Source organism: Bacteroides togonis (assembly GCF_900130135.1).
In the GTDB taxonomy this organism is placed as follows: Bacteria; Bacteroidota; Bacteroidia; order Bacteroidales; family Bacteroidaceae; genus Bacteroides; species Bacteroides pullorum.
This window is the reverse complement of record NZ_LT670820.1, coordinates 2,639,080-2,654,922: the sequence shown is the minus strand read 5'-3', so window position 1 is coordinate 2,654,922 and position 15,843 is coordinate 2,639,080. Positions and strand designations below refer to the sequence as shown.

The 15,843-nt window shown below is 49.0% G+C and carries 13 protein-coding genes; 5 read left to right on the top strand and 8 right to left on the bottom strand.

The window, feature by feature from the left end:
- Window positions 1-5 precede the first annotated feature (5 nt).
- The 4 genes from BQ8005_RS11285 to BQ8005_RS11270 all read right to left on the bottom strand — a co-directional run bounded on the left by BQ8005_RS11285 (window position 6) and on the right by BQ8005_RS11270 (window position 3,842).
- On the bottom strand, window positions 6-614 hold the full coding sequence (locus BQ8005_RS11285) for a hypothetical protein (protein WP_159436246.1): 609 nt from the start codon (window positions 612-614) through the stop codon (window positions 6-8).
- A gap of 17 nt (window positions 615-631) precedes the next feature.
- The gene (locus BQ8005_RS11280) at window positions 632-2,386 is read right to left on the bottom strand and encodes a TraB/GumN family protein (RefSeq protein WP_075318109.1); all 1,755 of its coding nucleotides are present in this window, start codon (window positions 2,384-2,386) and stop codon (window positions 632-634) included.
- Between the two features lie 74 nt (window positions 2,387-2,460).
- Complete coding sequence (locus BQ8005_RS11275; RefSeq protein ID WP_021847373.1) at window positions 2,461-2,820, bottom strand: hypothetical protein; 360 nt, start codon at window positions 2,818-2,820, stop codon at window positions 2,461-2,463.
- Between the two features lie 14 nt (window positions 2,821-2,834).
- On the bottom strand, window positions 2,835-3,842 hold the full coding sequence (locus BQ8005_RS11270) for a glycoside hydrolase family protein (RefSeq protein ID WP_075318107.1): 1,008 nt from the start codon (window positions 3,840-3,842) through the stop codon (window positions 2,835-2,837).
- Window positions 3,843-4,423: 581 nt separating this feature from the next.
- Between BQ8005_RS11270 and BQ8005_RS11265 the strand changes: the two genes are divergently transcribed.
- The 4 genes from BQ8005_RS11265 to BQ8005_RS11250 all read left to right on the top strand — a co-directional run bounded on the left by BQ8005_RS11265 (window position 4,424) and on the right by BQ8005_RS11250 (window position 9,739).
- Window positions 4,424-6,502, top strand: coding sequence for an acetate--CoA ligase family protein (locus BQ8005_RS11265; protein WP_075318106.1), 2,079 nt, complete (start codon window positions 4,424-4,426; stop codon window positions 6,500-6,502).
- 51 nt (window positions 6,503-6,553) lie between these two features.
- On the top strand, window positions 6,554-7,018 hold the full coding sequence (locus BQ8005_RS11260; RefSeq protein WP_075318105.1) for a radical SAM-associated putative lipoprotein: 465 nt from the start codon (window positions 6,554-6,556) through the stop codon (window positions 7,016-7,018).
- The gene (locus tag BQ8005_RS11255; protein WP_075318104.1) at window positions 7,015-8,109 is read left to right on the top strand and encodes a TIGR04133 family radical SAM/SPASM protein; all 1,095 of its coding nucleotides are present in this window, start codon (window positions 7,015-7,017) and stop codon (window positions 8,107-8,109) included. The genes BQ8005_RS11260 and BQ8005_RS11255 overlap by 4 nt, the downstream gene beginning before the upstream one ends.
- A 361-nt stretch (window positions 8,110-8,470) precedes the next feature.
- Window positions 8,471-9,739: a hypothetical protein gene (locus BQ8005_RS11250; RefSeq protein ID WP_234984036.1), complete on the top strand. Its 1,269-nt coding sequence runs from the start codon at window positions 8,471-8,473 to the stop codon at window positions 9,737-9,739.
- Between the two features lie 119 nt (window positions 9,740-9,858).
- Here BQ8005_RS11250 and BQ8005_RS11245 read toward each other — a convergent pair whose 3' ends face one another.
- The 4 genes from BQ8005_RS11245 to xerD form a co-directional block, all read right to left on the bottom strand.
- A complete protein-coding gene (locus tag BQ8005_RS11245) occupies window positions 9,859-11,397 on the bottom strand; it encodes a YifB family Mg chelatase-like AAA ATPase (protein ID WP_075318102.1) in 1,539 nt (512 codons plus the stop codon).
- Window positions 11,398-11,401: 4 nt separating this feature from the next.
- The gene (locus BQ8005_RS11240) at window positions 11,402-12,445 is read right to left on the bottom strand and encodes a thioredoxin-like domain-containing protein (protein ID WP_075318101.1); all 1,044 of its coding nucleotides are present in this window, start codon (window positions 12,443-12,445) and stop codon (window positions 11,402-11,404) included.
- A 111-nt stretch (window positions 12,446-12,556) separates the two neighbouring features.
- Complete coding sequence (locus tag BQ8005_RS11235; protein WP_075318100.1) at window positions 12,557-14,248, bottom strand: tetratricopeptide repeat protein; 1,692 nt, start codon at window positions 14,246-14,248, stop codon at window positions 12,557-12,559.
- Window positions 14,249-14,388: 140 nt separating this feature from the next.
- Window positions 14,389-15,339 (bottom strand): site-specific tyrosine recombinase XerD, encoded by a 951-nt coding sequence (gene xerD / locus BQ8005_RS11230; RefSeq protein WP_021847362.1) that lies wholly within the window; start codon window positions 15,337-15,339, stop codon window positions 14,389-14,391.
- A gap of 67 nt (window positions 15,340-15,406) precedes the next feature.
- Between xerD and aroQ the strand changes: the two genes are divergently transcribed.
- Window positions 15,407-15,841 (top strand): type II 3-dehydroquinate dehydratase, encoded by a 435-nt coding sequence (gene aroQ / locus BQ8005_RS11225; protein ID WP_021847361.1) that lies wholly within the window; start codon window positions 15,407-15,409, stop codon window positions 15,839-15,841.
- The last annotated feature ends 2 nt before the right edge of the window (window positions 15,842-15,843 follow it).

Genomic DNA, 15,843 nt, shown 5'->3' with positions numbered 1-15,843 from the left:
TTCCGCTACTTCCGATAACCAGTTGAAATAAAGTTCACGCCGTTATACGCATACTTATACGCATCAGCCATGATAACGGCTTCTGCGGGATACGCCTCCTTCGCATACGCATACAGATCGGCGAACTCCGCTTCCAATGTCCGTGAACGGACGATGTTCGACCAGTAAAAGAACCAGAACTGAAAACGATGCCCGATACGCAGTCGGGATAAACAGGTGAAAATCCCCTTCCGGCTTTCGCCGTCGGCAGACAATGCCTCACCCACCAACTCTCTAAGATAGTTGGGGGCATCTGCATCCAATTCGCCGCCGATGCAAAGGTTTACCAGACGTTCGCAGTATTCATCCGTCGGTATCGCCTTTGCCATTTCCCCCAAAGCGTGTACATGCTTGTTGGCCCTGTCATAGAAAGGTGCTCCGTATTGATAGGTCGCGATGAACTCCATCCAATTTTTGGGGAAGGCATCGAAAAAGACCCGTTGGTTGGCTGGTGAGCTCTCCTGCTGCCATGCGGCATAGGCCTGAGCCAACTTCGTTGTGTCAACAGATACATACTGCGCTTTCGCATAAAGGGAAGTACACAATGCTAAACTAATGATAAATGTTTTTTTCATATTCATATAGAAGTAAATCAGATTAAGTCTGGCGTGGCCGTTTCCGATTGAATGCGCATTTTCAGTTCTTTCAGTAAGGAGGCGCGCTGTTTTACTACGCGGATATGACGGTCCATCAATTCCTTATTGGTCAGACGTTTCCTTTCGGACACAGGGGCATCCTGTCGGATGAAAAGGATATGGTCATAACGGCGGTACAAATTGAACAAGAAGAATGTCTGTGGAGATACACTTGCCCCTTCGAAGCGCGAGAACAGCAGACGATCGTACGCTGGAGTCAACGACAGGTACGATAGCTTGGATGGGGTATCCCGAAAACTGTTTTCCACACTATGGGAGGGAGCCGGCTGTATGGGATTGTCAGTCAGCAACAACCATGAGGCATAATCATCGCCATACAAGCGGCGCATATAAGCTCCGAACGGTTTGCAGGGAATGGCCGGATAAGTGGAAAGCATGTTAGCATGCGCGGCATGGGCATATATCCCCACACCATCCACGAGACGGGGAGCGAAACGTTCAATCAGGAAACGGGCATTGACCGCCATGACCGAGTCGCGTGCTGTCTTTCTGCGAATGTTGTCTTTCCCCATCTTGCCCGACAAGGCAAGGATATGCCTGATACAGGCCAGTTCGTCGGGCGTGAAGACCCGGGACAGCGCTTCCTCATTGTCATCGATGAAGCCGACAATCTTCTGCCACTCCTGCCTTTCCATCAACAGTACCGCCAGTTGATCTGCCGCGAGCGTTTTCGCTTCCCGGTTTGCCAACACCACAAAATCGAAAAGGGAAATATCCGTACCCTGTGCGCTTCCTGTGGTATATTCATAATCTACGCCTGAAAGATGAACTTTCTCTGTCGCTTTCTTCCCTTGATTGAAGCTGCGGAGTCTTTCAGCCAGTTCATGATGGGCCAGTTGGACTAAAACACTGTCCGGAACTTCTCCGCCTTGCGCATAACGGTCCAGCAACAGGGCGAGTTCCATTGGCATTTCCACCAGTAACAGACGGGCTTTCCCCTGTTCACCCATCCCGTACAACAGTTCGTGTGCCACGCTCTTTACTCCCTTGTCGTAATGCAGGCTTTCTCCCAGTGCTGTAATTTTCTTGTTCCCTATGGGAGAGAAGTTTCTCAGATTCCCGACAGGTATCGCCCGAACTGGTCGGGGTACATCCGACGGGATGCGTAGCGGATAAGCGTCAAGTGGCGTATCCCCCAGTTTTATACGTACCTCTATTAAGCCGATGGTTGCTTCCTTTCCCTTTTCTCCTTCCGCATGAATCTGGATGTCCAGTATTTCGCTTCTTCCCAATGCGAAGTCCAAGGTATGTGCCTCTTCTTCCATGCCGGGCATGAAACGTAAGGTATCCCGGCTTTTCTCTTCCTCCCGCTTGTCGATTCCTCTGACGGTGATTCTTATCCATTCGATGTTTTCGCCTTTTGACACGAGAGTGAGCCGTCCTTCTTGTGGTTCGTGTGCGGGAAGCGCGATGCGTTGCATGATTTCAAACTTCAGTCGGTCCATGCCCGGAGTGCCGGGGAAATACTTTTTCGTATAATAAGTTTTTCCGTCCTTTTCCCCTGCAAACGCAAGGCTATAGGGGGCAAACGCCGCGTGCTCCATCCAGGGATAAACCGCCTGTTCATGGAGCCCCGTCCGAAAGTTCAGGTTGTATGCTTGCGTATAGGTAAGGCTGTCTTTATTTCCTGCCCGCGAAGAACAGAAAATAAGGAAGAGGATGAAGCAGCATATACTGACTGTTTTTTTCATTTGATTTATTTGTTTTATTTTCCTAATTTGTTTTATGTTTCCAGCCTAAACGTAGTCCGTCTAAGAGACCTTGTTTATAATAGAGCAAGATCTATTAGGTTTACCGTATGCAGGTGGAGCAGGCAACGGTTCTTTCCTATAAACAGGTGGTGAATCAGCCGGAATACTTGTATGTTGTATTTTCGTAACCAGTATCTTTCTCTGATGATTTCCTGTTTTTGTTGTGGTATAGGGATCGTTATTTCCGTTACTCCATTCGTACATTCTTCCTGATGGAATATCAAATTTTTGTCATATCTCAATTGTATCCGATAAAGATGGATGTTTTTACATGATTTCAAGGCCTGTATAAGTTCCTCCATATATCGGTCTACTCCGGACGTGTTTCCTGCATAGGTCATATCCATCAGATAAATATGGGTTATTTCGTTCATGATATTCGAGGGCATTATAATAATGTGACAGGATTGTCCCGATGTGCCCAATATAGCAGCAGGCGGGCTATGCCGTATTGATAACCGGACATCAGGCAATTTTTTCCGATGCGGTTCACGATGTTGGTTTGCAACGTTTCCATCGCGGTTATTTCGAAAAAAGGCTTTTCAAGTTGGGTAATAAGTTTCGTATGGGTTTGAGAATAATATTTTAACACAGATAATGTATCTATTGTTTGTGCCAGTGATAGAGGAATCTGTCGTAAATTGGCAGTTCCTGCCTCCATGTTTTGCAATGCAACGTTTTCCCAATCCGCTATCTCTTCATGTCGAGCTAAGAGATACAAATAATGTCCTATGAATAGATTGGATACACTTTTCTCCACAGTGTAAAAAGATGTATAAGCGTCCACTGCATTGCGATAACTGTTTATCTTTATTTCGGGTAAACAATAACAAAGTGTTTGTAAATAAGCAATAACATAAGGAAGGTTTTCGCAAATAGAAATAACTTGCCTATTGTTTGTTCGAGTAAATAGTTGCTCTATCCATCTTGTGGCTACTTTCAGGAATGTATATAATAATCTTTCTGCTTGGTAAATGCCATGTCTGCTTAAGTCCTGAAAAAAGCAAATCATCCTGATGCATACCGTTACAGCCACCTGTTCTTTAGTCGCTTTTTCTACAATCCGATTCAGTATCGTTCCAAAGACTTCCTCAAAATCAGCTTCTACATACTGTTGCCTCATTAGGTAAAGTAACACATACCCTATACCTGACAATCCGTTTTCAAAACTTATATCTTCGTTTCGACTTAATAAAGCTTCCTGTAACAATTCATATGCTTGCTCTTCCAGATACTCATCGTGCAGTTTGTATGCCACATCAAACAGACACAAGGCAAATCCCGCTTTCCCATTATACAAACCGGTAGAGTTTACAGAATAGGCATTCAATAGGATGTAATCACACAATTTACGTACTACGTCCGTTTCCATTGCGAGAATATCATTGTTTTTCATGGCTCTTAAACTAGAATTTCTCAAATTTAGACAACAACATTGATAAAAGCAACATTTATTGGTTAATATCTCATAATTACAAGAAAGTATCATATGCACCTTGATAATCCTCACTCAAAAACTAAAGTAAGGGATCAATCCCAAACTCCGGTGGCACTTTCTGATATAAACTTTTCCGTTGCGGAATCACGAAGCGTAGCGTGACATCACTAGAAAACAGATTTTTTCCCAGTTAGGGAAAATGATTTCTCCACCTGGGCAGTTTGAACTCGCTAACTATGGACTTTAGAGCGTTAAAGTGGATAGTTAGCAGACCAAAGTAGATAGTTAGCGGGCTAAAGTTGATTGTTGGAGAAGCCGGGATAAACAAAGAAAGCAGTTTGTTTGTTTCTGCCTTCACGCTTTCACAGGTGTACAAACTGCTGTCTATGAGTAGCTTCCCGTGAAAGATAGCGGTGAAAGCGTGAAGGCAGAGAAGTTAAGCTGTGACGGAACTGAAGTTAAGCAGAAAGAGTGTTGATGGTTGGCTATTTCGGTTTAATTATTAACTTTGCGGGTGAAACCAATAAAAACATGTGGTTATGATAACAAGTCAACTGCTGCACCCCATGAGCATCGTCGTGGTCGGTGCGTCCAATAATGTGCACAAGCCCGGAGGGGCTATCCTGAAAAACCTCATTAGTGGCGGCTACACAGGCGAGCTGCGCGCCGTCAACCCCAAAGAACAGGAAGTGCAGGGCATCCGCGCCTATGCCGACGTGAAGGATATTCCCGATACTGACCTGGCCATCCTGGCCATCCCCGCCCCGCTGTGCCCCGACGCGGTGGAGACGCTGGCGGCCGAGAAGCACGTGCGCGCCTTCATCATCCTCTCCGCCGGATTCGGCGAGGAGACGCACGAGGGGGCGCTGCTGGAGGACCGCATCCTCGAGACCGTCAACCGCTACGGCGCCTCGCTCATCGGCCCCAACTGCATCGGCTACATGAACGCGTGGCACCACAGCGTCTTCAGCCAGCCCATCCCGCAGCTCCATCCGCAGGGCGTGGACCTCATTTCCAGCTCGGGCGCTACGGCAGTGTTCATCCTCGAAAGCGCCGTCACCAAGGGACTGCCCTTCTGCTCCGTCTGGTCGGTGGGCAACGCCAAGCAGATAGGCGTGGAGGACGTGCTGCAGTATATGGACGAGCACTTCGATCCTGACCGCGACTCACATATCAAGCTGCTCTACATCGAGAGCATCGGCGACCCTGACCGCCTGCTGTTCCACGCCTCGTCGCTCATCAAGAAGGGCTGCCGCATCGCCGCCATCAAGAGCGGCAGCAGCGAGAGCGGTAGCCGTGCGGCCAGCTCGCACACGGGCGCAATTGCCAGCAGCGACTCCGCCGTCGAGGCGCTCTTCCGCAAGGCGGGCATCGTGCGCTGCCACTCGCGCGAGGAGCTGACCACCGTGGGCTGCATCTTCACCCTGCCCGAGCTGCGCGGCAAGAACTTCGCCATCATCACCCACGCGGGCGGGCCGGGCGTGATGCTGACCGACGCCCTGAGCAAGGGCGGATTGAACGTGCCGCGCCTCTCGGGCCCCTTGGCGGACGAACTGAAAGCACAACTTTATCCCGGCGCCTCCGTGGGCAACCCCATTGATATCCTTGCCACGGGCACGCCCGAGCACCTGAAACTCTGCTTGGACTACTGCGAGAACAAGTTTGAGGACATCGACGCCGTGATGGCCATCTTCGGTACGCCGGGGCTGGTGACAATGTTCGAGATGTACGACGTGCTGCACGAGGCGATGCAGACCTGCCGCAAGCCCATTTTCCCCATCCTGCCTTCCATCAACACAGCCGGTGCCGAGGTGGCGGACTTCCTGAAGAAGGGCCACGTGAACTTTGCCGACGAGGTGACGCTGGGCACCATGCTGACGCGCATCATGAACGTGCCCCGTCCCGCGGCCAACGAAATCGAGCTGTTCGGCGTGGACGTGCCGCGCATCCGCCGCATCATCGACTCCATCGCCGACGACGGCTACATCCCGCCCCATCAGGTACAGGCGCTGCTCCGCTCGGCGGGCATCCCGCTGGTCGACGAGTTCGTCTCCTCGAAGAAGGAAGAGGTGCTGGCCTTCGCCCGCCGCGCGGGCTTCCCCGTGGTGGCCAAGGTGGTAGGTCCCGTCCACAAGTCGGACATCGGCGGCGTGGTGCTCAACATCAAGAGCGAGCAGCATCTGGCACTAGAATTCGACCGCATGATGCAGTTGCCCGAAGTAACTGCCGTCATGGTGCAACCCATGCTGAAGGGTACGGAGCTGTTCATCGGCGCCAAGTACGAAGAGAAATTCGGCCACGTGGTGCTCTGCGGCTTGGGCGGTATCTTCGTCGAGGTACTGAAGGACGTATCGTCCGGCCTTGCCCCGCTGTCCTACGAAGAAGCCTACTCCATGATCCGTTCGCTCCGCGCTTACAAGATTATCAAGGGCACGCGCGGCCAGCAGGGCGTCAACGAGGACAAGTTTGCCGAAATCATTGTACGCCTCTCCACCCTCCTGCGCTTTGCCACGGAGATCAAGGAGATGGATATCAACCCCCTGCTTGCCACGGACAAGCATGTTATCGCGGTGGATGCGCGCATCCGCATCGAAAAAAGTCGCGGGCCGGTGCAGTAAAAGCCCGGCGGCGTGCATTTATTAAGATGTAAACCTAAAAACAATGATAACATGAAAAAAACGACACACAAAGTCAGTTTGTTGAAGGCCTGCAACGGCCTCCTGTCTGGTGCTCTGGCCCTGCTGGGCTACACCTCTTGCGACTCTTTGGGTGAAACGCCCGATGAATACGGCACTCCCTATGCCAAGTATGAAATCAAGGGCAAGGTCACGGATCGGGACACGAAGGCTGCTATCGAAGGCGCCCGTATCATCGTGAAACCTATGCAATGGAAGTCGGACGAGACATTCCCTCCGCAGGCTTTTGATACCTTGCAGACCGACAAGGACGGCAATTACCTCTACCAGAATGAGATGACGATGATAGACCGCTTCCGCGTGGTATGCGAAGACCCTTCGGGCGCGCTCAAGGCCGACTCCGCCACCATCAAGATGGACCCGCAGGGCGGTGAAGGCTGGTATCAGGGCAGCGACAGTCAGGAAGTGGACTTCGAACTGAAGAAGCAGGAGCCATGAAGACGCCCGTAGAACGGCTTTCCCTGCGCAAGCGATTGGCGCTGGAAGTCTTCCGCCGGATGCGCGAGAACCAGAAGGCCTTGCATCCACTGAAGCAGCTCTTCTGGGAGTGCACGCAGCGGTGTAACGTCCACTGCAAGCATTGCGGCAGCGACTGCAAGCGCACGACCGAAATCCCTGACATGCCCGCCGAAGACTTCCTGCGAGTGGTGGATAGTCTGACGCCTCACGTCGATCCGCACGAAGTGAACATCATCATCACCGGCGGCGAACCGCTGGTGCGCGACGACCTGGAGCAGGTGGGCCTCGCCCTCTACCGCCGCGGCTATCCCTGGGGCATGGTGACGAATGGCCTCTACCTCACCGCCGAACGCCTGCAGAGCCTTCTGGCTGCGGGGCTCCATGCCATCACCGTCAGCCTCGACGGCTTTGCCGACGACCACAACTGGCTGCGCGGCCATCCTGACAGCTACGACCGTGCGATGAACGCCATCCGCCTGCTGGCACAGGAGCGGGACGTGAAGTGGGATGTCGTTACCTGCGTCAATCGCCGCAATTATGCCCGTTTGGAGCAGCTGAAGGACGCGCTCTACGAGGCTGGCGTTCGCCGCTGGCGCCTGTTCACCATTTTCCCCGTCGGGCGTGCTGCCCGCTATCCCGAGTTCCAGTTGGATGACCGCGACTTCAAGGATCTGATGGACTTCATTCGTCGTACCCGCCGCGAAGGCAAACTGCGCGTCAGCTACGGCTGCGAAGGTTTCCTCGGTAGCTACGAGGGCGAGGTGCGCGATGGCTTCTACACCTGCAACGCCGGCATCAGTGTCGCCTCCGTTCTGGCGGACGGCTCTATCTCCGCCTGCCCCAGCATCCGTGCCGACTACCACCAGGGCAACATCTACTGCGACGACTTCATGGACGTGTGGCAACACCGCTTCCAGCCCTTCCGAAATCGTCGCTGGATGAAAAAAGGTGTGTGTGCCGACTGTTCCTTCTTCCGCTATTGCGAGGGTAACGGTATGCATCTGCACGACGGCGACGGTCACCTCCTCTTCTGCCACCTGCAACGGTTGAAGGGGGCTTGTGGACAGTGACTTCCATTCCTTTAAAAACATACGACCTTCTGATGCGAAACATTGCTTCTTTTGCATCAGAAGGTCGTATGTTTTTCGTATCTTTCGAGCCGGGCGTGTATTTTTTTGTTCCGCTTATTCCTTTATTTCGGCCGTTTGGTGCGGCTTACCGTCCGTTTGTCCTTTGCAGAGGTTGATGGGTGTTTCCTTTCCTGCCGCATTTTGATTAAATTTGGATGTCCTTTAAAATACTTACGCTATGCATCCGGTCCTCGAGCAAATCAAACAGTTTCTTGCACCCAGGTGGTACAAGTTGCAGAAATCAGTTGTGGAATTTGTAAAACAGTTCCTCGTACCCAAGTTGCGTGAATTACAGAAATACATGGTGAAATTTGCAAAACAGTTCCTTGTTCCCAAGTGGCATGAGTTGCAGAAATACATGCTGGATTTTAAAGAGCGTATGACGATGAAACGAATGGTGGTAATGTGTCTGCTGCTGGTAGCGGTAGTATGCGGAATCTTGGCCCTGGTGCGGGGCGATGGAAAACAGGATTGGGAGAAGGAGCCTTATCCGTTTGAGGTAAAAAAAGATGATCCGTGGTATATGTATAGGGTGAATTCACCTGTTAAGGTTTCGGGAAATAATGTTACTCCTTTTGATATGGAATACATGGTTATGGAGTATAATACTTATTATTATTATTTATCGTTCGGTTTTATTGTTCCAAGTACAGCTTTATTATTTGATGAAAATGAAGACGTAGATTGGGGTTATGAAGAAGTTGTGTTGATTGAGTTTTCTAATGGTCAAAAATTCTTTTTTGACGACTTGTGGGATAGTACTGATTGTGAATTCGCTGATGATGATGATGTGGCATTTATAGTTAATTTGGACATTCTTTGTTGTGATTGTTATAGTGGCATATCTGATAATGATTTGATTGTTGAATGGAGCCCTGAACAACGATCAGCCCATCTTGCTTCCATGTTAAGGAGTTATGATATTAAAACTGTTGCATATTGTTGGATAGGCGAAAATAGGTTTAAAGAGGTTCTTAAATTTAAGTTTGATAAGTTTAATTCGGCGGCTACTGTTAATGCGATATTGAATGATATAGAGAAAAAATTGGGATCAGATGAACATTTCGGCAAACTGTTGACAAAAGGCAGTTCTTCCTCCAATTTATCTGAAAAGTCTATCTCTTCCGATTCGGATGATGACGAAGAAAAAATAGACTCGGTCTTAGTGGAAAAGAGCATCGTCATCAAATCGGTGGAAACCCAACATAACGTGGTGCAGAACGGGCAAAAGGGGATGAACATCATCGTCAATTATAGCGTAGAAGGCATGAAGGGCAAAACGGGTGACTTGAACGCTTATTTCTATTTTGAGGATGGTACGCCGCTAAAGGACGACAACAAGAGCAGCGTGCCCTGTTATGGTACGTATGATGGTAGTGTGGTTGTTGGTAAACAGTTCACTCCCCGCTATGATGACGTTGCCATGTCAAGTACTCTCTTCATGCCTTATGATGAACTCCATCTGAGGAAAGGAAAATTCTCTTTAAAGTATTATTGCGCCATTTTCGATGACGAAATGAAGCAGCAGGCTACGAGCAACTGGCAGTATTTCACTGTTACGCAGCAGTGACGGGAGCTATATCCATCTGGAGCCTTTCAAGGATTTTTCCCCAGTTAGGAAATAAAAATTCCCCAGTCAACAAAAAATAATCGGCTGACTGGGGAATTTTTGGTAGATGGGTTCGAAGTTTATCCCGCCCAGTCCTCGCGATCTAGGTTGCGGTAGCCGATGGCTTCGGCCAGGTGGGCGGACTGGATAGATTCGCAGCCTTCCAGGTCGGCAATGGTGCGGGCTACCTTCAGGATGCGGTCGTAGGCGCGGGCCGAGAGGTTGAGGCGCGTCATGGCGCCTTTCAGCAGGGCGAGGCCGCGCTCGTCGGGTCGCGCGTAGAGGGATAACAGTTTGCTGTTCATCTGCGCGTTGCAGTAGACGCCGGGTACTTGGGCGTAGCGTTCCTGTTGTAGTTGATGGGCACGTACCACGCGTTCGCGGATAACGACGCTTGGTTCGCCGGGGCGGATGTCGGACATCTTTTCGAAGGGGACAGGCGTTACTTCAATCTGCAGGTCGACGCGGTCGAGCAGCGGACCGGAGATGCGGTTCAGGTATTTCTGTACTTGGCCGGGACTGCACACGCAGGGCTTTGTCGGGTGGTTGTAGTAGCCGCAGGGACAGGGGTTCATGCTGGCTACGAGCATGAAACTGGCGGGGTATTCCACATTGCACTTCACACGCGAGATGCTGATTTTACGGTCTTCCAGTGGCTGGCGGAGCACTTCGAGGACGTTACGGCTGAACTCGGGCAGCTCGTCCAGGAAGAGGACACCGTTGTGTGCCAAGCTGATTTCGCCGGGCTGAGGGAAGCTTCCACCTCCGGTCATGGCGACGTTGGAGATGGTGTGATGCGGGTCGCGAAAGGGGCGGATAGAGATGAGGCCGCCATCCTTGCCCAGCTTGCCGGCTACGGAGTGTATCTTGGTGGTTTCGAGGCTTTCACCCAGCAAAAGGGGCGGAAGGATGGAGGGCAGGCGCTTGGCCAGCATGGATTTGCCACTGCCGGGCGAACCGATGAGCAGCACGTTGTGGCCTCCGGCGGCGGCTACTTCGAGAGCGCGCTTCACGTTTTCCTGTCCCTTGACGTCGGCGAAGTCGAGGTCGAATGTATTTTGCCGGGCATAAAATTCCTCCCGGGTATTGACTATGGTGGGAGCCAGCTCCTGGTTACCGTTGAAGAATTCGACTACTTCCCGTAGGTTTTCCACGCCGTAGACGGTCAGATTATTCACGACGGCTGCTTCGCGAGCATTCTGCTGGGGTAGGATCATGCCTTCGAAACCGAGTTCGCGCGCTTTGATGGCGATGGGCAGGGCGCCCTTGATGGGCTGAAGGCTGCCGTCGAGGCTCAATTCGCCCATCAGCAGGTAGCGGTCCAGCTTATCAGATTGGATGGTCTCGTTGGCGGCCAGCATGCCGATGGCCAGCGGCAGGTCGTAAGCCGAACCTTCTTTGCGGATGTCGGCGGGAGCCATGTTGATGACGATGTTGCTCGTGGGCATCTTGTAGCCGTTCACCTGCAAGGCGGAGATGATGCGCTGGTGGCTTTCTTTGACAGCCGAGTCGGGCAGTCCTACGAGGTAGAACATGCAGCCGCGTGTACTGTTGACTTCGATGGTGATGAGCGTGGCGTCTATTCCTTGGACAGCCGCTGCGAAAACTTTGACAAGCACGGGATTATTTTTTAGTTTGTTTTTTCTCTTTGGCGATTTCTTTCAATTTTGCTTCCAGTTGCTCCTGAGTCAGGTTGCGTCCTTCAATCTTCCCCGTCGGAGTGAGCAGAATGTTCGTCGGTAACGCCTGAATGTTGAACTGTTCGATAATGTCACTGTTCCAGCCTTTGCAGTCACAAGCCTGTTTCCATGTCAGTGTGTCGTTTTCAATAGCTTTTTTCCATAAGTCTTTATCAGTATCGAGTGAGATGCCGAGTATTTCAAAATCCTTATGTTTTTTCTTGTCTTTATAAATCTTGCGTAGCATCTGGTTGCTCGCTTTGGACTTTTCGTCCCATGATGCCCAGAAATGTAGTAACAAGTATTTGTCTTTGAAGTCCGTTCGTTTAAGATCTTTGCCTTCACTACTGGGTAGTTGGAAATATGGAGCCATCTTTCCCGGTTCTGCTTTTTCCGCTGTTTCTATTTGCCTCAGAAGGTTTTCTACATAGAGGTACTCTTTAAGTTCTCCGGTCATTCCTTCTATCAATTTCTTGATTTCCGGAAAATCGGGTGACGTTTTTTGTACCAGGTATTTGTCTAATACATATAACGATGCAGGTGAGGTCAGATTGTTTTGGATGAAGACTTTAGCTGAATCTTCGAGTGCTTGAGCCGTGAGGGTAGTATCTCTTTCTATCTTTTGGCGGAAGAGTGACAACTTTTCGTTGGCGGTGTTTCCTTTGATATAGAGCGAGTCCAGGCAAGTAGCCGATCCGTTGATTTCAATTTTTTCTCCTTTGTTCATGTAGATGGGTATTTCCGTCCCGTCGGAGAACCGCAGCCATGCCGAAATCAGTGTGTCTATTTCTAGCTGGGTTGAGATTTTGTCTTCTTTGACGGTCAGTGTATCCAGGCGGTTATACAATCTGTCTGTACCGCATATATAGAGAGTGTCATTCCCAAGACCTTTGATGATGCCACTGATGCTGACAATGTCCTTTTCGTGGTTGCTGCAAGCGGCTAGCAGCCATGCTGCCAGAAATAGTAGTGGATATAGTTTCTTCATTGCTCGTTTTTTCTATAACTTCGGCTGCGAATGTAATTCTTTTTGGCGTGAATAAAAAAAAATGTCCGACATATTTCTATGCCGGACATTTTTTTGTGTATGAATGCTTTTTTATTTTGCAATGCTCATAAAGTCAGCATTTGTATAATACTTAGCGAATTCCAGGTCGGTAGCGGCTTTCTTGCCCAGCGTAGCGTCTTTAGCTACAGCTGCCTTCAGGCTGCTGATAACCATTGAATCATTGTTAGTTCTTGCACCCAATACAGCGCTCAGATAGCTTGTATAAGCGTCGGGTTTTGCAATACCAGCCAATGTAGTTTTTGCTTTGTTATAGTCTTTAGCCAAGATCTGAGCCAAAGCAGCACTGTTTGTCTTAGTATCACCGAATGCGTTGACTGCCTTTTCATACTGGCCTTGTGCTACGTACAAGTTACCCAATGCTTCGTTCAGCTCAGGAGCTCCAGATGCTTTAGCCAAGTAAGTTTCAGCAGCAGCCTTGTCACCCTTAACCAATGAGATAAGACCCATGTTCATGTTAGCTTCTGCAGAGTTCTTAATAGACAGAGACTTCTTCAGGTAGCTTTCAGCCTTGTCCAGGTTACCGGCTTCATAAGCCAGTTCGCCAAGGTTGTTGTATGCACGGTAGTCTTCAGGATAGATTTGAGTAGCCTTGGTGTAGATAGCTTCTTGTTTAGCAGCATCGTCAGTCAGTGTAGCAGCATACAGCAGTTCTTCGATGTTGAGTTGCTTAGCGTCTGTAGCAGCCAGATTAGCAATTTCTTCATCAGACTTACCGATGATTTCGTAGTTCAAAGTCAGACGAGAACGACGCAGTTGAGGCAGGATTTCATCAGCCAGTGTCTTATAAACAGAAGAGATGTTCTTGATTTCTTGCTCTCTTTGTTCAGGATCAGAGTACATAGACAATACGCGGAGAATGAGTTCTTTATCCTGGATGCTTGACTTGCTAACCAGTTCTTGGAAGCCTTCCCAGTCTTCAGCTGTATATTTGGTGTCAACGTTAACTTCCAGCTTGTCTTTCTTCAGGTTTCTGTTGATTACTTTAGCTGTGTTGTCCTGACGGTTTTCAGCCAACTTCGTGTTCAAATCAAGACCACCATCGGGAGAAGCATATGCAGAAACTTCGATGTTAGAGATCTTTCTGTTTTCGGTAGCGTTGATGTTCTTCACTTCTTCGTTGAAGGCTTTGGCTGTCTTCAATTCGCTAGAACGAACGTTAGCTTGTTGGATCAAGAACATGATGTTAGCGTCATACTTTTCTTTGATGATGCGCTGGAATGCATCTTCACCTGTAGCAGTGTTTGCGCTTCCTGCAGTTTGTTTAACCAACTCAGAAGTAGAAATCACGCCGTCAGCAATTTTTACAGCAGGAATTTCAACTGTCTTTTTGCCAATAGTGGCTTTGAATTCCAGATACAGTTCAGACTTCGCCATTTCGGGTACATAGTCGAAAGAAGTCTTCATGGTATAGCTACCACCCATCTTGTAAGAGATTGTCTGGTCGTTACCTTCTACCTTTTCGCCTTGGAATACGCTAGGCTGACCTTTGGCTTCTCCACCGTCCCATTTCAGGACAGGAGTTACTTCTACTACGGCCTTCTTGTTGAAGTACTTTTCAGGGAATTTGCCGTTGATTGTAGCGGGAACCTTACCACCTACGGCTTCCAATACCTGCGGAGTCACCGTGAAATAGTCAGATGACAGTTCGCCCATCTTCTTGCTGCATGATGACAATGCAACAACTAACGCCATTAATAATGGCAAATACAGTTTCTTAGTCATTTTAGGTATAAATTAATAGTTTGTAATTGATTTGCCTATTCTTTATATGTTTACCTACTCTGTTCAACACAGGATACGGCGTCGCAAAGTTATTAAATCTTTCTACATTTTGTTAACTGGAAGGGGATATTTATTATAATTTAATGAATTTCTTGCTCTTTGCGGTACTTTATATTGCGTGGATGATGTTCTATAATCTCACTGCGGAGCATATGGCGGTCGATGTGAGTATAGATTTCCGTAGTAGCAATGCTTTCATGCCCCAGCATGCATTGGATGGCCCGCAGGTTGGCACCTCCTTCCAGCAGGTGAGTAGCAAATGAATGTCGAAATGTATGTGGGCTGATATTTTTGGTAATGCCGGCTTGTTCTGCGAGTTCCTTGATGAGGTGGAAAATCATAATGCGTGATATTCCGTTACCCCATCTGGCAAGGAATACATAGTCCTCAAATCCTGGTTTGATCTTCCAGCGTTTACGGTCTTCCAGCCAGTATCGAATCTCTTTGATAGCCCGAGGGGAAATGGGAACAAGCCTTTGTTTGTTGCCTTTACCTGTTACTTTGATAAATCCTTCCTCGAAATAGAGATCGGACAACTTTAGAGTACAAAGTTCAGATACACGTAGGCCACAACTGTATAGCGTTTCAAGGATGGCTCGGTTGCGTTGCCCTTCGGGCTTGCTCAGATCTATTGTGGAAATGATCGTGTCGATTTCTGCCACGGTGAGAACTTCTGGTAGCTTAAATCCGATTTTGGGACTTTCAAGTAGTTCGCTTGGATCACCTTCGAGGTAATCTGCCAGAACGAGAAAATGAAAGAACGACTTGATGCCCGACAGTATTCGTGCTTGTGAGCGCGGATGTATGCCAATATCGTGCAGGCCGGCACTGAAGTGTTGCAGGTCGTCGAGGGTGACGTCTAGGATATCTATTTCTTCGCCCTCAAGGAAATGTAATAGCTTCTCCAAGTCGGTCAGGTAGGCATCGAGTGTGTTGGGGGAAAGGGCTTTTTCCAGTCGCAGGTATTGTTGGTATTTCCTGATAATCAGTGCCAGTTTTTCCTTATTCCTCGATTTTTCTTCTGTTTTCATTTCTTTTTTCTACCTTTGCATCTTGAATAAATGTTCTTTGGCCGGCAAAGATAAATAAAAAACGATTATGTGGATACAAATAATAAACGGCCCCAATATAAATCTGTTGGGTAAACGTGAACCTTCCATTTATGGAAGTGTTTCTTTTGAGGATTATCTGGCGGAACTTCGTGCAAAGTATCCTGAGGTGCAGATTGATTACTATCAGTCTAATATTGAGGGGGAGTTGATTGACAAGATACAGCAGGTGGGATTCGATGCCGATGGTATCATTCTGAATGCAGGAGCCTATACACATACTTCTATTGCTTTGCAGGATGCTATTCGTGCTGTGAAGTCACCGGTTGTGGAGGTTCATATATCTAATGTGCATGCCCGTGAGGCATTTCGTCATGTTTCAATGATTTCTTGCGCTTGTCTGGGAGTTATCTGTGGATTCGGTTTGAATTCCTATCGGCTGGCGTTGGAAGCTTTGGCGGATGTTATTAAACAGAATAGGTAATA